The sequence below is a fragment of the Aquificaceae bacterium genome (genome assembly GCA_037722135.1).
Classification (GTDB): domain Bacteria; phylum Aquificota; class Aquificia; order Aquificales; family Aquificaceae; genus Pampinifervens; species Pampinifervens sericum.
On the sequence record JBBKAW010000103.1, the window covers coordinates 1 to 17,644 of the forward strand.

The following is a 17,644-nucleotide window of genomic DNA, read 5'->3' on the forward strand; positions in this document are numbered from 1 at the left end:
ATCCAAAAAGCTATAAACTAATTACCCATGAAGTTGGCAGTCCTCACTGGTGCTGGCATATCCGCAGAGAGTGGTGTTCCCACCTTTAGGGGGCAAGGTGGTCTTTGGAAAAGCTACAGACCAGAAGAGCTTGCCACTCCTCAGGCTTTTAGAAGAAATCCAGCCTTGGTGTGGGAGTGGTATCTTTGGAGAAGAAGCATAATAGCAAAAGCAGAGCCTAACGCTGGGCATATTGCACTTGTGGAGCTTGAAAGAAAATATGCTGAAAACTTCCTGCTTATTACCCAAAACGTGGATGGACTTCACCAAAGGGCTGGTTCAAAAAGACTTGTGGAGCTTCATGGGAATATATGGAGAGTTAAATGCCTCTCCTGTGGTGTGGTTTACTATGACTATTCTGTAAGCTATACACAGCTTCCGCCTGCCTGCAAAGAGTGTGATGGGCTTATTAGACCAGATGTGGTTTGGTTTGGAGAGGCTCTGCCTGAGGATGCCTTAGAGCTTGCCATAAGGTGGGCAAGGAGTTGCGATGTGTTTGTGGTTATTGGCACTTCCGCAGTGGTGTATCCTGCGGGTGAGCTTCCATACCTTGCAAAGGAGCATGGTGCAAAGGTTATAGAGATAAACCCAGAAAGCACACCTGTCTCTCCCATTGCAGATGTTATAATAAGAGAACCAGCAAGCAGTGGTGTTAAAAAGCTACTGGAGGTTTTATGAAAGTCCACATAATGGGCTCTGACCAGAGGATAGTCCGCTGTGCTCGTGTATCCTTTGCAAAGGACGAAGAGGTTGACAAAGAGAGAGACACAAGGCTTATAAGGTATCTTTTCCAGCACAAGCATGCCTCACCCTTTGAACATGTAATAATAGCCTTTGAAGCTGATAAAGAGCTTTGGCTTGAAATCCTTAAAAACCTGCCAAGCCCTGCAGTGCAAGTTTACTATTCCAAAGGATACATATGGCTCAACCTAAGGAACTACATAAACGCCATGGAGCTCTTCCCATTAGAGTTAAAAAAAGCCTTAGAGGAAAAACTGCCCGCTACCACCGCTATAATATTCGGTCAAGAGCCACAAGACTACTCTACAGACCACGCCTATGTGAAGGATAAAATAGAGACTTCCTCTGGCTGGATTGGTCTGGTTGATAGTCTTGAGCTTGGGACAGATATGGACTACTATACCTTTGTAGTGGAATGCCCGCTCTTTGTAGCCCGCCAGTGGCACAGGCATAGGTTTGGCTCATATAACGAAGTTAGCAGAAGATATGTGAGCTACGAGCCAGACTTTTACATCCCTCGCTATCTTAGAAAGCAGGCAAAGAGCAACAAGCAGGCATCACTTGAAGAGCCAGTAGAAGAGCCATGGAACTCACTATTTTTGAAAAAGATAAACTGGTATGTGCAAGACCTACAAGACCTATACAAGGCTATGACGGAAAAGGAAGTTGCCAAGGAATTGGCAAGGGGCATCTTGCCCCAGTTTATGAAGACAAGGTTTTATTGGACAGTGCCACGAGTAGCCCTGGATAACTTCATAACCTTAAGAACCCACGAGGGAGCTCAAAAAGAAATAAGAGAGTTCGCAGAGGTCATAAAAGACTTAGTAGGCTACAGAGAGACAGACAAAAAGCTCAGGTTGTAGCGGTCTCAAGAGGCAGAACGCTTACCACCTTCTTCTTTCTCTTTGTTTCAAACTTCACCACACCATCTATCAGAGCAAAGAGGGTAAAATCCGAGCCCATTCCCACATTCAATCCAGGATATATTTTTGTCCCTCGCTGTCTTACTATTATGTTCCCTGCCTTAACTATTTGACCATCATGCCTTTTTACACCAAGTCTTTTAGAATGACTATCTCTACCATTTTTCGTTGAGCCACCACTTGCCTTGGATGCCATATCAGACCTCCTGTATATCCTTTATCAATATCTCTGTGTAAGGCTGTCTGTGTCCCTTCCAGCGCTTATAGTTTTTCTTTGCTCTAAACTTAAACACTATAACCTTTTTATGCTTTCCGTGAGATAGGACTTGAGCGATGACTTTGCCTTTTCCAAACTCTACAGAGCCATCATCCTTTCTCAAAAGCACAGGAGAAAACTCAAGGATTTCTCCCACATTGTTTGGTAGTTTTTCCACCTTTAGCTTAGTTCCCTTCTCAACCTTATACTGCTTTCCACCAGTCTCTATAACTGCGTACATAACTTCTTCCCCTCAGCAAAGAGTTTAATTGGGGGCAAAGCCCCCGAATGAGCTTATTGCTGTTGCTCTCCGTCTTGTTGTTGTTCTACAGGTTGCTGTTCTTCAGCTCCTTGTTGCTCTGCAGGTTGTTGTTCCTGCTGTTCAGCAGGTTGTTGCTCTTCTACAGGTGGTTGCTCTGCAGGTTGCTCCGCAGGCTTTTGCTGGCAGGATACTGCAAGGAGTGCCAAGCTCGCAATTCCAAGTGCTATAAACTTCTTCATTTTAGCTACCTCCTTCATGTATTATACGCTTAACATTATACAAACTTTTAAGAAAGTATGTCAAGTTCTCTAAGTAAACTTTCCACATGCCCCTTTGCCTTGACATTGTAAAAGGCTTTTAGTATCTTCCCCTCTGGAGATATAACAAAGGTGCTTCTAACTACTCCCTCTGTCTCTTTCCCATACATCTTTTTCTTACCGTATGCACCGTAGGCTTTTATAACTTCCTTTTGAGGGTCGCTAAGCAGTATAAAGTTAAGTCCATACTTTTCCCTGAACCTTTTGTGAGACTGCAAACTGTCAGGACTTATGCCTATAACTACGAAGCCTTTTGACTTGAGCGTGCTGAGATTATCCCTAAAGTCGCAGGCTTCCTGCGTGCAACCAGGGGTATTATCTTTGGGGTAAAAATAGAGTATAAGAGGAGAAGAGAGCAAGTCCTTTAGACAAAACCTGCCTTCTCTCCCTTCTTGGTCTATCCCTTCAAGACAAAAGTCTGGTGCAAGGTCTCCTTCCTTTAGCATATTAAGAATTATACCATTTTTGTCTTAGAGGAGGAAGGCGGTCCGTTTATGACCGCCTTTGGGGTTTTTATCCGTAAGTATCGCCTTCTGGCTTGACGGGCTCTATCCTCAAAAGGGCATCGTCGGGAGTTACATTGTCTCCCGGCTTTACGAATATCTTCTTTACAATACCAGTAATGGGTGCGTGTATCTCGTTTTCCATCTTCATGGCTTCTACTATGGCTACCGTTTGACCTTCATTGACAGGTTGACCCTCCTCTACCAAAATCCGCACGACCCTTCCGGGCATAGGTGCGGTTGCATCTCCAGGCTGGCTTGCCTTTGGTATACCCTTTGCTTCTGCTTGAGTCACCGCTTGAGGAACGCCACCAGAAGGCACAGCTTCAAGTTGAGGCATTAACTGCACCTCTTCAAGCCTTCCGTCCACTCTTATGTAGTATTTTCTGGGCTTGCCGGGTTCTGTGTGGGCACTTACACCTTCCACCTTCACCTTAAACTTTTCACCGTGATATATGACCTCAAACTCTACAGGTGCAGCGCCAGGCACAGTGCCGGGTTTCACCTCTGTAGTTTCCGCAAGTTCTTCTATAGGCTCTGGCACAAGCTCTCCCTTTTCCCTTGCGATAAAGAAGTCCTTAGCTTGCATGGGGAACAGGGCATACAAGAGCACTTCTTCATCGGTAGGCTCTCTTCCAAGAAGGGATTTTGTCTCTTCGTATGCCTTGTCCCAGTCGTTGGGGTCCGCAAGGTCTGCAGCACGCACAGAAAAGTCTGGCTCTTTTCCAGGTCCAAGTATCTTTTCCACAAGTTCCTTTGAAATGGGACCCGGTGGCTTTCCGTATTTTCCTTCCACGTAGTCTCTTACCTCTTTGGTTATCACCTTATATCTCTCACCGGATATTACATTGAGGACCGCCTGCACGCCTACTATTTGAGAAGAAGGTGTAAGAAGCGGTGGGTATCCAAGGTCCCTTTCTACGTTTGGAACTTCCGCAAGAGCTTCCTCTATTTTGTCTATAGCGTTTGCTTCTATGAGCTGTGCCACCATATTGGAAATCATACCACCCGGTATCTTGTGTATGAGCACCTTTGCATTCACACCCGCATATTCAGTTTCATACTTCTTGTATTTCCTACGTATTTGCTTGGCAATTTCTGCACATTCCTCTATCTTTCTTAGGTCAAGACCTGTGTCAAAGGGTGTGCCTTCAAGCATAGCCACCACGGATTCTGTTGCTGGATGTGAAGAGCCAAAGGCAAGTGGAGAAAGAACAGTATCAACCATATCCACGCCTGCAAGAATTGCCATCATGTGGTTTACTATCGCAGTGCCACTCATATCGTGGTTGTGGAGTAGCACGGGCAATTTTCCACCGGTTGCTTCCTTTATCCTTTTTATTATGATGTAGGTTTCAAAGGGCATTATAATGCCTGTAGCATCCTTGAAGGATAACCAGTCCGCACCCATCTCCGCTATCTCAAGCGCATACTCTACCCACTTGTCTATAGTATGGACGGGACTTTTTGTGTAGCTTATTTCCGCATGGGCTTCCCCGCCGAACTCCTTTATAGCCTTAACCGCAGTTTTTATGTTCCTGTTGTCGTTAAGAGCATCAAAAACCCTAAAAACAGTTATACCATTCGCTATAGCCCTCTCTACAAACTTGTAAACCAGCTTGTCGGATTTAGGTCTGTATCCCACAATGTTTTGACCCCTAAAGAGCATCTGAAGTTTTGTGTTTGGCATAACCTCCTTAATACGTCTCAGTCTCTCCCACGGGTCTTCCTTGAGATATCTAAGGCACACGTCGTAAGTGGCACCACCCCAAACCTCAACCGCATAAAAGCCTACCTTGTCCAACTTTTCGCACAGAGGCAGAAGGTCATCGGTCCTTACACGGGTGGCAAGCTTACACTGCTGACCATCCCTCGGTGTGAGGTCTGTGATAAGTATCTTTTTCCTAAAGCCAGACCTCTCCAACTGCTTTAGCTGTTCTTGAATTTCTTCCAATATCTCCATGGTCTGCATGCCTTACCTCCTTTTATAGTCCATGGTATGCGGCTATCGCCGCAGATATAAAGGCTACAAAATCTTCCTTGTTTCTTACTTCCTCATACTCAAAGAGGTGAGGATGGGTCTCTAAATACCTGGTGTTAAACTTACCAGCCCTAAAGTCCGGGTCCTTCATTATCTCTATAAGCAAGGGTATGGTGGTCTTTATACCTGTAATTTCGTAAGTTTCCAACGCTGCCCTCATACGGTCTACCGCAGTCTCCCATTGAGGAGCCCAGACTATGAGCTTGGCTATCATAGAGTCGTAGTATGGGGTTACCTCATAACCCCTTGACGCCGCATGCTCCACCCTTATACCAAAGCCACCGGGGACATAATACCTTTCTATAGTCCCTATGCTTGGTGCAAAGTTCTTTTTGGGGTCTTCCGCATTTATTCTCACCTCTATGGAATAACCATTAAACTTTATATCTTCCTGCTTGTATCTTAGAGGCTCACCTGCAGCAATTCTAATCTGCCATTTTACAATATCCACACCCGTTATCATTTCGGTAACAGGGTGCTCCACCTGAATCCTTGTGTTCATCTCAATAAAGTATATGTTTCCCTTCTCGTCTGCTACAAACTCCATAGTGCCAGCACTGTAGTATCCTATCTCCTTTGCCGCCTTAGCTACAAGCTCTCCATAGTATGCCCTCTGACCGGGAGTAAGGAGCAAAGATGGTGCTATCTCTACGAGCTTTTGGTTTCTCCTTTGAATGGAGCAGTCCCTCTCACCAAGATGTATAACATTACCGTATTTGTCTCCAAGAATCTGAAACTCTATATGATGGGGGTTTTCTATATACTTTTCAAGTAAGAGATCTCCTCTTCCAAAGGCTTTTAAGGCTTCGTTGTAAGCACTCTCGTAGTTTCTCAAGAGCTCCTCTTCGTTCCTGCATATCCTTATACCCCTTCCACCACCACCAGCGGAAGCTTTCAAAAGCACAGGATATCCTATTTCTCTCGCTATCTGTTTGGCTTCTTGCTCGTCCTTTAAAATACCATCGCTTCCCGGGACAGTGGGAAGTCCTGCCTTTTTGGCAATCTCTTTGGACCTTGCCTTGTCTCCCATAAGCTCTATAACCTTCCAGTGAGGACCTATAAAGTTTATTCCCTTCTCCTCACAGAGCCTTGCAAAGTGTTCGTTCTCTGCCAAAAAGCCATAGCCCGGGTGAATAGCATCCGCACCCACCTCCAAAGCCAAGTCCACTATACGTTCCGCATTGAGGTATGTATCCAAGGGGTTTACCCCTATCATGTAAGCTTCATCCGCCATCTTCACATGCCTTGCAGTAGACTCTATCTCGTTGTATATGGCAACGGTTTTTATACCAAGCTCCTTGCAGGCTCTTATAATCCTACAGGCTATCTCACCCCTGTTTGCTATGAGAACCTTTTTAAACATGCACCGCCTCCTACAAGAGCTCTATTTTGTATTCTATGGGTGCCACCTTGTTTATCATATAGGCTATGGAGCAAGTCCCAGGGTCGTATATGGTCTTATCTAAGGCTTTTTTCACATCTTCTTCAGAGACATCGCCTTTTACCTTTACAAAGAGGTATATCTTAGTAAAAACCTTTGGATATCCCTCTGTTATCCTCTCTGCATCCGTTTCTATCTCTATGTGTTCCGTGTGTTTGCCTTCCTTATGCAGAGCTTCGTAGAGATGTATACCCACACAACCCGCTATGGAATGAAAGAGAAGCTCTGGAGGTCTTATGCCTCTACCCTTACCACCCACATAACCCGCTGCGTCTATTGGCACCTCTCTGCCAGACTCGCCTGTGCCTATGAAGTGAAAGTCTTCCTTTTGAACCACCCTTACTTTCATGCCTGCCTCCTACCAAAAAGTGGTTAATAATTATAAGCTAAGTTTCCAAAAAGTGATGTTTTTTGTCATAAGAAATTAAAAAGAGGGGAAGGAGGCAAGGCATGAGTTTTTATGCAAATATTTCTCCTCCGTCCTTCCTCCAGACCGCTATTACCGAAGGTCTTGGAATTGGAATATCGCTCTCATATGGCCATCTTGTTAGTTGACCCCCTAAACCACCCTCTCCTGGGTGTTGTATGGCACAGAAAAAGGTTTTCCAGTCATCCGAAAACTCAGGTCCGCATATTTCACAACCAGGCACTCCAGAGAGGAACATTTTAAGCTCTCTCGTGAAGGGATTTAGCACATATACCCCGTCATTTTTAGCAAGCCTTGATGTGCTTTCATTGCCATCTGTAGCTATCCACACGTTGCCTCTTTTGTCAAAGGTAAGGTTATCAGGTGCAGATATAGGTGGAGTGCGAGGCTTTGCAGGTTTTCCGTATATCAAAAGCAGTCTATTTTTGTCCTTGTGATTGGGAACTCCACAAAGCATGGCTATATGCCATTTAAATCTAACCGAAGTGGGATTTCTGTCTTCTTCCACCATTTCTATAATATGTCCCATTACATTAAAAGGTCTTGGGTTTGCCACATCTACCTGAAACTTAGTCCTTCTTTCATTGTAAGTGAGGGCAAGCCAAAGGCTTTTAGTTACTGGATTTAATTCAAAATCCTCAGGTCTGTCCATCATGGTAGCTCCAAGTGCATCCGCGGCGCCTCTTGTGTTTATGAAACAAAGGACTGGGTCGCTTTTGAAAGGTTCAGGAAGGTCTGGATTGGGTGTTATAGCATAAGTGCCATCTGGCTTTTTTTCACACTTGGCTATAAGTATCCACTCTCCAGTAAGGTCATCCTTGAACTTTGCCACATATAGCTCACCCTCATCAAGAAGGTCCATGTTTGCCTGCCTGTTATTAGGGTCATATTTACCCTTTGTAATAAACTTATAGACATACTCAAACCTTTCGTCATCTCCCATATAGACCACCACCCTACCATCTGGTGCTACTACACAGTTTGCTGCTTCGTGCTTGAACCTTCCGAGAGCGGTTCTCTTTATAGGTGGTTTTGTAGGGTTAAATGGGTCAACCTCTACCACCCAACCAAAACGAAGTGGTTCTGTAGGCTCTTTTTCTATATTGAAACGCTCACTGTATTTATAAAAACCATACACCATAGCCCACTCACTGGGAACCCTATAACGGTAGTGAAGTTCCTGTATCAACCTTGCTTTAGGGTGTTCTATGTTAAATTCGTCTCCCCAAAAGTAGCTATGAAAGTTCTCTTCACAGGTTAACACCGTTCCCCAAGGAGTTTTACCACCAGAGCAGTTATTTAGAGTGCCATATACGAACTCACCTTCCTTATCGTAGGAGGATTTCATGAGTGTGTGCCCTTTTGCAGGACCGCTTATTTCACATCTGGTAGAGCCTGTTATCCTTCTATTGTAAGGTGAGCCTTTCACATAATGCCACTTACCATTGGACTTTCTTATTTCTACCACAGACACGCCATGTGCTTCTAACATAAGCATAGCCTCTTCTCTGGTTGGTCTTTGCCCCGAGGGAGCAAAATTGGAAAACATAAGCTCTGGATTTGTATATTCATGGTTTACCACAAGCAGTGCCCTATCATCCGACAGTCTGAAAAAACCCACATAATCACAGTTATATCCAAAGGAAAATTTTTGACGCTCCACATCCTCCCATGAAGGACCTTTTTCGTAAATCCTCTTCCAGTCAAGAGATGGTCCATTGTCTAAAGCATCACCCCAGCGTATGAGCACCACATGTTCAAAACCTTCTGGCAGAATTATCCTATCCTCTGTGCTTGGTTGAATGCTTCTAAAGCCCAAACCTTTTGAGAAGGAAACTTTAGGAGATAGTCCCAGCACAACACTACCCAACAGCATCCCTTTTAGAACATCTCTACGGCTAAGCACCCTTTCCAAAATCTTTCCAAAGTATTCTCCCATGGTTTCTAAAGATAAGGCATTACTGTTAAGATTTCATTAAGACTTTAAGCAAACCTTCTGTATGAAAAAAACTCAACAAAAGGAGAGCTTTCCCCCTTTATATGGTCCTTTACAACCCTTGCAGTAATAGGTGCGTGTAGGATACCATTTCTATAGTGCCCTGTGGCTATAAAGTAGTTTTCTCCAGTCTGGAATATAGGCTTCTCATCAGGCGTGGCAGGTCTATAGCCGTAGAGAGTGTTCATTAATGTAGCCTTAGATAAGGTAGGAACAATACGTATAGCACCTTCTGAAAGTTGCTTTAAACCTTCAAGGGTGTTGCCACCCATAAAGCCCACATCTTCAGAAGTGGCACCCACATAGAGGTATTTTTCTCTGGGTATAAGGTAAGAAATAGAGGAGTAGTGAACTTTTGGGAGGCTTGCCCCTTTGAGTTTAAGTGCTTGCCCCTTTATTGGATAAACAGGAAGGTCAAAAAGCTCTCTCGTCCAAGAACCTAAGGCAAAAACATAAAAATCACCTCTATATTCTGACCTAATACCCTTTATGCTTTCTATCTCATCCTCTTTTTTCATCACGCTGGTTATCTCATCCACCACATAGTCCACACCAAGCCTATTCATAGCAAAAAGCAAAGCATCCATTAGCATTTCTGCGTCCACCCACGCCTCTTCTGTGTAGTGTATGAGGGATATAACATCCTTTGACAAGTCCTCTCCCTTCTGTAAAAGCTCAACACCATAGCCTGCCCTTTTGTATCTTTCCGCCACCTTGAGAAGCTCCTCCTCTCCTTCTAATACCACCCTGTATATACCCTCTTGCCAAAAGTCAACCCTCTGCTTGGATACATCACTCAAAAGCCTTATGAAATCTGGATACTCCTTAAGGCTCTGGTAAGAGAAGTCAAAAAGCTCACCCTCTAAGCCTTCGGAGAAAGGTGCTAACATCCCTCCAGCGGTCCAAGAGGTAGCTTCTTCTGGGTTTCTTGTTATGACTTGAACTTTATAGCCTTCGAATGCAAGAAGCAAGGCACAGCTCAAACCTATTACTCCACTTCCCACTACAATGATTTTCATCATGGTATATAATTTAATTCGTTATGGGTGAACTTAAAAGGAAACTTGATACAGATTATATTTATTTTGCGGAGGTTGAACTGCTCTTTAACTATGGTGTAGGATACCCAGACCTAATAATCAAGCTAAGGGAAAAGGTCTACCAAGAGGGGCTTGAAGAAAGCATTTATGTGAAAAAGGCGGACAGAAAGCTCTTTCAAAATGTGCATTATTTTCTTGAGCTTCTTGAAAGGTCTGATGAGCCAATGGAAGATGACAATAGCCAACCCATAGAAAAGTGGTGGTGGCATCTTCACAAAATAGCAAAGGGTAAGTATCCAAGCCTCATGTTAAAAGAGTATCTCAGAGAAGTTTATAGAAAGCGCAGAAAGTATTGGAAAGTCCGGGAAAAGGGTTTATACCCCACAAGACGTTCCACCAACTATGAAGTTCAACACCTACATCTCGCAGACAGATAATGGAAGACCTAAAGGAGTTAAGAAAAGAGATAGACGCCATTGACGAGGAGATTTTAAAGCTTCTTAATCAGAGGGCAAAGCTTGCCAAAAGGGCAGGTGAGATAAAAAAGAGTATGGGTCTTGAAGTCCATGTTCCAGAAAGAGAAAGGGAGATAATAAACCGTATAATAAGGCTAAATAAGGAACTTTACGGAGAAGAATTTCCCACAGAGGCGGTAGTCCATATATACAGAGAAATAATCTCTGCTTGTCTATCGCTGGAAAAGGAGCTTAAAATAGCCTATTTGGGTCCAAAGGCAACTTTTACGCATCAGGCAGCACTTGAATACTTTGGCTTTTCCGCCCATTACGTGCCGGTAAGCACCATAGGGGATGTCTTTAGGGAGGTTGAGACGGGTAGGGTTGACTACGGTGTGGTTCCAGTAGAAAACACCACAGAAGGAGTTGTCAACTACACTCTTGACATGTTTTTGGAGTCTGACCTTAGGATAGTAGGAGAGGTGGTAATACCCATCAAGCTCAATCTTTTATCCACCGCAAGTGGGTTAGAAAATATAAAGACTGTTTACTCTCATAGACATGCACTCGCACAGTGTAAGGAGTGGCTAAGGAAAAACCTCCCACAGGCAAGCCTTATAGAAACTGAAAGTACCGCCAAAGCCTGTGAGCTGGTTATGGAGCTTGAGGATGCTGGTGCTATAGCCAGCGAAGTTGCCGCATACACCTACCACCTTAACATCCTTGCGGAAAACATTCAAGATAACCCTAACAATTACACAAGGTTTTTGGTGATAGGCAAAAGGTGGATGAAACCTACTGGCAAGGATAAGACAAGCATAATATTTGCTGTGAAGGATGAAGCTGGGGCACTCTACAAAGCTTTGGAAAGCTTTTATAGATATGGTGTCAACCTCACAAAGATAGTCTCAAGACCATCAAAAAAGAAGGTTTGGGATTATGTGTTTTTTGTGGACTTGGAGGGACATGCGGAAGAGGAAAATGTAAAGAAGGCTTTGGAGCTTTTGCAAGAGAGGTCTCAGATGGTTAAAGTTCTTGGCTCATATCCGAAGGCACTTCTACAGGAGGGCTAACTCGGTCAGCAATCTTCTTTTGTGAGAAGTGCCTGTGGAAGGCTCAATAGTTTTGTCTGTGAGTTTTAGACCCACTGCTCTCCCCTCCGAGATAAGTCTTATGACTAAGTAGGTAAGTTTTGAAAGGCGTTCTTCAAGACTGCCCTCCACCATATCTAAGCTGAGGACTATCGGCGGTGCGGACTCGTCCACCATTTCCTTTACATATAAACTACCCGTTTTTGCAGAAGTCTTCCAATGGATAAATTTCATAGGCTCGTTGGAATATTCTCTAACCCCATACAGCTCATCATAACCGCGACTTCTACTTTGGAGATTGGCTTGACCTCTTTCCCTTTGAAAAGTGATTAAATGTCTTTCTGCCACTGCCATAGGCTTTGGAAATACCACCATGTTTATGGGAACTTCTACACTATAAAACCTTTCAAAAAGACCCACAGGAAAGGAAGAAGCTATCTCAAGATTTATACTTGAGTAATGCCCCCTTCTTTCAAAAACTGTAGAAAGCTTGCCTTCTACTTCCTTACCTCCAAGTATAAGAGGAAAGACACAGCTACCCTCTTTTAGCCTTATGCTTATGAGAAAGGCGGGAAGTCTTTTTTTGTTTTTTACCACGACCCTAAGCTCAGTCATAGTGTTTGCGTAAACCTCCTCCGGTGGTATAAGGATTACCTCAAGCCCTCTTAGGTTGTAAAGAGACCAAACTCCAGAAAGTAGCATGAAGGAGAGCATGTAAGATACTACCAGATATAGTAGATTGTTGGCGGTATTTACCGCCGCCACGCCTAAGAATATGGTTATGCCTATAAATATAACTCCAGCCCTGTTAACCCTGACCTTGTATCTTGTTTTCACCGAAGAAAACTCTAAAAAGCTCTGTTGGTATTGGCACAAGGACCGTGTTGCCTGGTTTTGTGGCTACGTTTTGTATGGTCTCAAGGTATCTAAGCTGTATAGCTATAGGCTGGGTTGCAAGTATTTGTGCCGCTTCTGCCAGCTTTTGTGCTGCCTGATATTCCGCTTCTGCTGCAATTATCTTTGCCCTTCTTTCCCTTTCCGCCTCTGCCTGTCTTGCCATAGCCTTACGAAGTTCTTCTGGTAGGTCTATTCTCTTTAGCTCCACTGCCACAACTTTCACGCCCCAAGGGTCTGTTTGTCTGTCAATTATCTCCTGTAGTTGAAGGTTTAGCTTTTCTCTTTCAGAAAGTAGTTCGTCAAGCTCTGCAGCACCACACACGCTTCTTAAAGTAGTTTGTGCTATCTGAGAGGTAGCGTATAGGTAGTTTTCAACTTGGACTATAGCCTTTACAGGGTCAACCACTCTAAAATAGACCACCGCATCCACGCTAACAGACACATTATCTCTGGTAATTATGTCCTGCGTAGGCACATCAAGAGTGATGGTTCTAAGGTCTACCTTTACCATTTTGTCAATTATGGGTATAAGGATGAAAAGACCAGGTCCCTTTGCTCCTATTACCCTTCCGAGCCTGAAGATAACCGCTCTTTGATACTCTGGCACTATTTTCACCGCAGTGGCAAGAAATATGATTACTAAGATGGCTATAACTATCAGAGGAGAAAAACCCATAGCTAAACCTCCTATGAATTTAATTATGTCTCCCCCCGCTATACTTGCAAGCACAACCGCAAGGAAGAGTAAAAAAGGTAAAAGGTCCAAAATAGGCTTCATACTCTAAATTATATCATGCTTCAAGGATAGCACCCTTTGAAGCGGAGGAGACAAACTTCGCATACCTTCTGAGCCACGAGCTTTTTATAGGCTTTTGCTTAGGACGGAAGCCTTCCATCCTCCTCTTAAATTCTTCCTCCGATATAAGAAGTTCCAACCTTCTGTTGGGAATGTCTATAAGTATCTCATCACCATCTTGCACTATCCCTATAGGTCCTCCTGCCGCAGCCTCTGGAGAAACATGTCCTATACAAGCCCCCCTTGTGCCACCAGAAAACCTACCATCGGTTATAAGTGCAACCTTATCTCCCAAACCCATACCCATTATAGCAGAGGTAGGTGAAAGCATTTCTCTCATACCAGGTCCGCCCTTTGGTCCTTCGTAGCGTATGACCACCACATGACCAGGTTTTACCTTACCTCCAAGTATACCTTCTATGGCTTCCTCTTCTGAATCAAAGCATATGGCTTTGCCCCTAAAGACCAACATATTAGGGTCAACTCCTGCGGTCTTTACCACAGCACCTTCTGGTGCAAGGTTTCCAAAGAGTATGGCTATGCCACCTTCTTTGGAGTATGGCTCTTCTATTCTCCTTATGACTTCACCGTCCGCATCGGGTGCTTCTTGGGCTATTTCTCTAAGGGTCTTGAGGCTCACTGTTGGTCTATCTGGGTAGGGTAGATATCCGCCTCTTATAAGCTCTTTTAGGATGGCAGGTATTCCACCTACATTGTCAAGGTCTTGTATGTGGTAATGAGATGCGGGTGATATTTTGCATATATTGGGTGTCCTCTTTGATATTTCGTTTATGCGTGCAAGGTCGTATTCAACGCCTGCCTCCCTTGCTATAGCCAAAAGGTGCAATATGGTATTGGATGACCCTCCCATAGCTATATCTACCGCAAAGGCGTTGTCAAAGGTCTCTTGTGTTAGCAAGTCTCTCGGTCTTATATCTCTTCTAAGTAGCTCCATTATCTGCCTTGCGGTCTTGCGGGCAAGGAGCTCTCTCCTTGGGTCTACCGCAGGAATAGTGCCATTGCCAGGCAGAGCCAAACCTAAAACCTCTGTAATACAGTTCATGGAGTTTGCGGTAAACATACCAGAGCAACTTCCACAAGTAGGACAAGCATGTTCCTCTATGACCTTTAGCTCTCTTTCTGTGATCTTCCCAGCCTTGAGTTGACCTATGCCTTCAAATACGCTTATGAGGTCTACTTTTTTGCCATTTACCTCTCCCGCCAGCATAGGACCACCGCTTATGAAAATGGCAGGGATGTTTAGTCTTGCAACCGCCATAAGCATACCTGGGACTATCTTGTCACAGTTAGGTATGCATATGAGAGCATCCAGCTGATGAGCTTCCACCACTGTTTCAATGGAGTCCGCTATAAGTTCTCTTGAAGGTAAAGAATAATGCATACCGTAATGCCCCATAGCTATGCCATCATCCACACCTATCACATTAAACTCTATAGGAACACCACCCGCCTTGCGAACCTCTTCCTTTATAGGCTGGACAAACTCTCTCAAATGCACGTGTCCTGGAATTATGTCGATGTAAGAGTTGGCTATGCCAATAAGAGGCTTATCAAAATCCTCATCAGATAGCCCACAGGCTCTGAGAAGTGCCCTATGAGGCGACCTCTCTATTCCCTTCTTAACCTTATCACTTCTAAGCATCCTTTACCTCCTCAAAGTTCAAAATATCCATATACTCCCACTCTCTGTAAGCCATAGCGTATATGTTAGCCTTAGACAATTGCTTGATAAAGTCCTCATTAAAGCTAAGGCTTGCCATAATGAGAATTAACTTCTTTCCCGCAAACTCAGGAAAGTATTGCAAAAACCTCTTGGCTTTCTCTTTAAACTCCTCTATATGCTTTTCCCTTGGAGTAGACTTCACCTCAAGCAAAAACACCTTGTCCTCACACACTGCTACTGCGTCAAACTCCTCGTATATGCCCTTTTGACGATTTGTGTATTCAAGCCTCATAAAGGTTTTCTCTGGTTCACAGCCAAAATATTTCCTTATCACTGGTCTAAAGGCTGGGTAGATTATGTCCTCCACTATTGTTCCCAACTTGTTAGCAAGCTCGCCCCAACGCTTGTTGTTTTCTTGCTTGTATTCTCTTATTTGTCTGTCAGTCTCCTTTCTATATTCCTCTAACCTCTTCTCACCTTCCTCAATCATCCTACTTGCCCAGAGTTTAAAGTCAAGCATTTCCCTCACAAAGAGTTCAAGCATCTTCTCAAGCCTGTCAACCTTCTTCTCAAGTTTCTGCATCCTTTACCTCCTCAAAGTTCAAAATATCCATATACTCCCACTCTCTGTAAGCCATAGCGTATATGTTAGCCTTAGACAATTGCTTGATAAAGTCCTCATTAAAGCTAAGGCTTGCCATAATGAGAATTAACTTCTTTCCCGCAAACTCAGGAAAGTATTGCAAAAACCTCTTGGCTTTCTCTTTAAACTCCTCTATATGCTTTTCCCTTGGAGTAGACTTCACCTCAAGCAAAAACACCTTGTCCTCACACACTGCTACTGCGTCAAACTCCTCGTATATGCCCTTTTGACGATTTGTGTATTCAAGCCTCATAAAGGTTTTCTCTGGTTCACAGCCAAAATATTTCCTTATCACTGGTCTAAAGGCTGGGTAGATTATGTCCTCCACTATTGTTCCCAACTTGTTAGCAAGCTCGCCCCAACGCTTGTTGTTTTCTTGCTTGTATTCTCTTATTTGTTTGTCTGTCTCAGCCCTATATTCTGCTATTTTTCTATCAGTCTCTTCTTTGTATTCTCTTATTTGCCTATCCACTTCCCTTTTGTATTCAGACAGAAACCTTACCACCCATTTTTTGAAGTCAGCCATCTCCTCTATAAAGTATTCAGCGAGCCTTTCAAGCCTTTCAACTCTTTCTTCAAGTTTTTCCATAACTATAGAATATAAGCTAACACTGCGGTTAAAACCACGTTCACTATGGATATGGGTAGCATTATCTTCCAGCCTATTTCAGTTATATCCTTTGCTTGAAACCTTGGCAGTGTCCAGTGTAGCCATAGCACAAAAAAGACAAGAGCAAACATCTTTATGAGAAACCAAAGGTAAGGAGACAAGGGTCCAAAGATATGTGGTCCTGACCATCCACCAAAGAAAAGCACTACAGCTATAGCGGACAGTGCCATAACATTTAAATACCACTCCGCTAATGGAAACACTCCAAACCTCATACCGCCATATTCCACGTTATAACCTGTAACGAGCTCAGCTTCTGCTTCTTGGATGTCAAAGGGAACTCTTCCAGATTCCGCAAGCATACAGAAAAGGTATAGAATAAAGGCAACTGGTTGGTAGACTATAAACCATACACCCCTTTCTATCTGAGCTTGCACTATACCCGTAGTGCTCATAGTGCCAGCGAGGAGAATAACACCAAGCACAGAAAAACCAAGCACTACTTCGTAGCTTATTATCACCGAAGCCTTCCTAAGAGAACCAAGAAAGGCATATTTGGAGTTAGAAGCCCATCCAGAGAATATGGTTCCGTATACCGCCAGAGAACCAAAAGCAAAAACCAAAAGCAAAGCTATGTTCACGTCCGCTATTATGGGTTTTATCTGATAACCAAAAAGGGTAAACTCAGGACCAAAGGGTATGACAGAAAAGAGAAGTAAAGCAGGTGCAAGAGCCATAACTACCGCTAAGTAATACACTGGCTTGTCCGCATTTTGAGGAATAACAGACTCCTTTGTTAAGAGTTTTATGCCGTCCGCCAAGGGTTGCAAAAGCCCAAAGGGACCTACCAATTTTGGACCCATGCGAGCCTGAATATGTCCTGCTAACTTTCTCTCAAACCACGTAAGATATGCACCTACTCCGAGGAAAACACCAAGAACCACGAGAATTTTAATGAGAGTTATCAAAAGAGAAAGCCACAACTCCATCACACTACCTCCAAAATTTCTGAAAATTTCCACTTAACTCCCTTGTAAACTTCCACTTCTTCCTCAAAGGAGTGGACGCTAATCCTTCTTTCTTCGTCCACCACCAAGACAAGCCTTTTAATGAGGTCTACAAAAACCATCCTGCCTACTCCAAAGTTCATATAGTCTCTCAACTTTTCCTCAAAGTATTCCATTGAAGTCTCTTCTGCTATCACCTCTACCACAAGGTCCGGCGGTTCGTGTAAAAAGCCCTTTGGAATGTGGCTTAGCTTTTCCTTTGAATAGAAGGCTATATCGGAAGCCCTCAAGGTCAACGGCTCTTTCTTTATGAGAAGTCCAAGCTCCCCTGCAAGCACATAGCCCTTCTTAGTGTCTTCAAGAGACCTTATTAACCTTTCTGTTATCTTTGCTACCGCCCTTGAGTGCCAACCCCCTGCTGGAGACATTCCCAATAACCTCCCTTCTACCACTTCGTATCTGCCTTCCTTTGGCA

20 protein-coding genes are annotated in these 17,644 nt (G+C 43.8%); 4 read left to right on the forward strand and 16 right to left on the reverse strand.

What is annotated here, in order from left to right:
- Positions 1–27: 27 nt before the first annotated feature.
- Entirely contained in the window at positions 28–717 is a 690-nt protein-coding gene (locus tag WKI49_07240) for an NAD-dependent deacylase (GenBank protein ID MEJ7622280.1), read from the forward strand.
- Positions 714–1,643 (forward strand): FAD-dependent thymidylate synthase, encoded by a 930-nt coding sequence (gene thyX, locus WKI49_07245; protein ID MEJ7622281.1) that lies wholly within the window; start codon positions 714–716, stop codon positions 1,641–1,643. The genes WKI49_07240 and thyX overlap by 4 nt, the downstream gene beginning before the upstream one ends.
- On the opposite strand, the gene rpmA is transcribed toward thyX, so the two are convergent.
- The 9 genes from rpmA to thiO form a co-directional block, all read right to left on the reverse strand.
- A complete protein-coding gene (gene rpmA, locus WKI49_07250; protein ID MEJ7622282.1) occupies positions 1,633–1,899 on the reverse strand; it encodes a 50S ribosomal protein L27 in 267 nt (88 codons plus the stop codon). The genes thyX and rpmA overlap by 11 nt on opposite strands.
- 1 nt (position 1,900) lies before the next feature.
- Positions 1,901–2,200, reverse strand: a complete 300-nt coding sequence (gene rplU / locus WKI49_07255) for a 50S ribosomal protein L21 (GenBank protein ID MEJ7622283.1) — start codon at positions 2,198–2,200, stop codon at positions 1,901–1,903.
- Between the two features lie 53 nt (positions 2,201–2,253).
- Positions 2,254–2,460 carry an alpha-fetoprotein enhancer-binding protein gene (locus WKI49_07260; protein MEJ7622284.1) on the reverse strand — a complete coding sequence of 69 codons (207 nt, stop codon included), beginning with the start codon at positions 2,458–2,460 and terminating at the stop codon, positions 2,254–2,256.
- 47 nt (positions 2,461–2,507) lie between these two features.
- On the reverse strand, positions 2,508–2,984 hold the full coding sequence (locus tag WKI49_07265) for a peroxiredoxin (GenBank protein ID MEJ7622285.1): 477 nt from the start codon (positions 2,982–2,984) through the stop codon (positions 2,508–2,510).
- A 67-nt stretch (positions 2,985–3,051) separates the two neighbouring features.
- Positions 3,052–5,013 carry a 2-oxoglutarate carboxylase large subunit gene (cfiA, locus tag WKI49_07270; protein ID MEJ7622286.1) on the reverse strand — a complete coding sequence of 654 codons (1,962 nt, stop codon included), beginning with the start codon at positions 5,011–5,013 and terminating at the stop codon, positions 3,052–3,054.
- Positions 5,014–5,026: 13 nt separating this feature from the next.
- Positions 5,027–6,445, reverse strand: a complete 1,419-nt coding sequence (accC, locus tag WKI49_07275; protein MEJ7622287.1) for an acetyl-CoA carboxylase biotin carboxylase subunit — start codon at positions 6,443–6,445, stop codon at positions 5,027–5,029.
- Positions 6,446–6,455: 10 nt separating this feature from the next.
- Positions 6,456–6,872 carry an OsmC family protein gene (locus tag WKI49_07280; GenBank protein MEJ7622288.1) on the reverse strand — a complete coding sequence of 139 codons (417 nt, stop codon included), beginning with the start codon at positions 6,870–6,872 and terminating at the stop codon, positions 6,456–6,458.
- A 109-nt stretch (positions 6,873–6,981) separates the two neighbouring features.
- On the reverse strand, positions 6,982–8,889 hold the full coding sequence (locus WKI49_07285) for a PhoX family phosphatase (protein ID MEJ7622289.1): 1,908 nt from the start codon (positions 8,887–8,889) through the stop codon (positions 6,982–6,984).
- Between the two features lie 44 nt (positions 8,890–8,933).
- A complete protein-coding gene (thiO, locus tag WKI49_07290; GenBank protein MEJ7622290.1) occupies positions 8,934–9,968 on the reverse strand; it encodes a glycine oxidase ThiO in 1,035 nt (344 codons plus the stop codon).
- Positions 9,969–9,988: 20 nt separating this feature from the next.
- Here thiO and WKI49_07295 point away from each other — a divergent pair, with 20 nt between their 5' ends.
- Positions 9,989–10,423 (forward strand): hypothetical protein, encoded by a 435-nt coding sequence (locus WKI49_07295; protein ID MEJ7622291.1) that lies wholly within the window; start codon positions 9,989–9,991, stop codon positions 10,421–10,423.
- Positions 10,423–11,514: a prephenate dehydratase gene (gene pheA, locus WKI49_07300; GenBank protein MEJ7622292.1), complete on the forward strand. Its 1,092-nt coding sequence runs from the start codon at positions 10,423–10,425 to the stop codon at positions 11,512–11,514. The genes WKI49_07295 and pheA overlap by 1 nt, the downstream gene beginning before the upstream one ends.
- On the opposite strand, the gene WKI49_07305 is transcribed toward pheA, so the two are convergent.
- The 7 genes from WKI49_07305 to WKI49_07335 all read right to left on the reverse strand — a co-directional run.
- Complete coding sequence (locus tag WKI49_07305) at positions 11,500–12,369, reverse strand: DUF58 domain-containing protein (protein MEJ7622293.1); 870 nt, start codon at positions 12,367–12,369, stop codon at positions 11,500–11,502. The genes pheA and WKI49_07305 overlap by 15 nt on opposite strands.
- Positions 12,341–13,207 (reverse strand): slipin family protein, encoded by an 867-nt coding sequence (locus tag WKI49_07310; protein ID MEJ7622294.1) that lies wholly within the window; start codon positions 13,205–13,207, stop codon positions 12,341–12,343. The genes WKI49_07305 and WKI49_07310 overlap by 29 nt, the downstream gene beginning before the upstream one ends.
- 13 nt (positions 13,208–13,220) lie before the next feature.
- On the reverse strand, positions 13,221–14,888 hold the full coding sequence (gene ilvD, locus WKI49_07315; protein ID MEJ7622295.1) for a dihydroxy-acid dehydratase: 1,668 nt from the start codon (positions 14,886–14,888) through the stop codon (positions 13,221–13,223).
- Entirely contained in the window at positions 14,881–15,492 is a 612-nt protein-coding gene (locus WKI49_07320) for a hypothetical protein (protein MEJ7622296.1), read from the reverse strand. Before WKI49_07320 ends, ilvD begins: the two co-directional genes overlap by 8 nt.
- Positions 15,479–16,141: a hypothetical protein gene (locus WKI49_07325; protein MEJ7622297.1), complete on the reverse strand. Its 663-nt coding sequence runs from the start codon at positions 16,139–16,141 to the stop codon at positions 15,479–15,481. Before WKI49_07325 ends, WKI49_07320 begins: the two co-directional genes overlap by 14 nt.
- A gap of 2 nt (positions 16,142–16,143) precedes the next feature.
- Positions 16,144–17,151 carry an NADH-quinone oxidoreductase subunit NuoH gene (nuoH, locus tag WKI49_07330; protein ID MEJ7622298.1) on the reverse strand — a complete coding sequence of 336 codons (1,008 nt, stop codon included), beginning with the start codon at positions 17,149–17,151 and terminating at the stop codon, positions 16,144–16,146.
- A partial coding sequence (locus WKI49_07335) for a Uma2 family endonuclease (GenBank protein ID MEJ7622299.1) occupies positions 17,151–17,644 on the reverse strand: 494 nt, incomplete at its 5' end. The genes WKI49_07335 and nuoH, both read right to left, overlap by 1 nt.

Excerpts from the sequence above, each read along its gene's own strand:
- WKI49_07240 (MEJ7622280.1), top strand. The coding sequence starts at position 28 with ATGAAGTTGGCAGTCCTCACTGGTGCTGGCATATCCGCAGAGAGTGGT.
- thyX (MEJ7622281.1), top strand. The coding sequence starts at position 714 with ATGAAAGTCCACATAATGGGCTCTGACCAGAGGATAGTCCGCTGTGCT.
- rpmA (MEJ7622282.1), bottom strand. The coding sequence starts at position 1,899 with ATGGCATCCAAGGCAAGTGGTGGCTCAACGAAAAATGGTAGAGATAGT.
- rplU (MEJ7622283.1), bottom strand. The coding sequence starts at position 2,200 with ATGTACGCAGTTATAGAGACTGGTGGAAAGCAGTATAAGGTTGAGAAG.
- WKI49_07260 (MEJ7622284.1), bottom strand. The coding sequence starts at position 2,460 with ATGAAGAAGTTTATAGCACTTGGAATTGCGAGCTTGGCACTCCTTGCA.
- WKI49_07265 (MEJ7622285.1), bottom strand. The coding sequence starts at position 2,984 with ATGCTAAAGGAAGGAGACCTTGCACCAGACTTTTGTCTTGAAGGGATA.
- cfiA (MEJ7622286.1), bottom strand. The coding sequence starts at position 5,013 with ATGCAGACCATGGAGATATTGGAAGAAATTCAAGAACAGCTAAAGCAG.
- accC (MEJ7622287.1), bottom strand. The coding sequence starts at position 6,445 with ATGTTTAAAAAGGTTCTCATAGCAAACAGGGGTGAGATAGCCTGTAGG.
- WKI49_07280 (MEJ7622288.1), bottom strand. The coding sequence starts at position 6,872 with ATGAAAGTAAGGGTGGTTCAAAAGGAAGACTTTCACTTCATAGGCACA.
- WKI49_07285 (MEJ7622289.1), bottom strand. The coding sequence starts at position 8,889 with ATGGGAGAATACTTTGGAAAGATTTTGGAAAGGGTGCTTAGCCGTAGA.
- thiO (MEJ7622290.1), bottom strand. The coding sequence starts at position 9,968 with ATGATGAAAATCATTGTAGTGGGAAGTGGAGTAATAGGTTTGAGCTGT.
- WKI49_07295 (MEJ7622291.1), top strand. The coding sequence starts at position 9,989 with ATGGGTGAACTTAAAAGGAAACTTGATACAGATTATATTTATTTTGCG.
- pheA (MEJ7622292.1), top strand. The coding sequence starts at position 10,423 with ATGGAAGACCTAAAGGAGTTAAGAAAAGAGATAGACGCCATTGACGAG.
- WKI49_07310 (MEJ7622294.1), bottom strand. The coding sequence starts at position 13,207 with ATGAAGCCTATTTTGGACCTTTTACCTTTTTTACTCTTCCTTGCGGTT.
- ilvD (MEJ7622295.1), bottom strand. The coding sequence starts at position 14,888 with ATGCTTAGAAGTGATAAGGTTAAGAAGGGAATAGAGAGGTCGCCTCAT.
- WKI49_07320 (MEJ7622296.1), bottom strand. The coding sequence starts at position 15,492 with ATGCAGAAACTTGAGAAGAAGGTTGACAGGCTTGAGAAGATGCTTGAA.
- WKI49_07325 (MEJ7622297.1), bottom strand. The coding sequence starts at position 16,141 with ATGGAAAAACTTGAAGAAAGAGTTGAAAGGCTTGAAAGGCTCGCTGAA.
- nuoH (MEJ7622298.1), bottom strand. The coding sequence starts at position 17,151 with ATGGAGTTGTGGCTTTCTCTTTTGATAACTCTCATTAAAATTCTCGTG.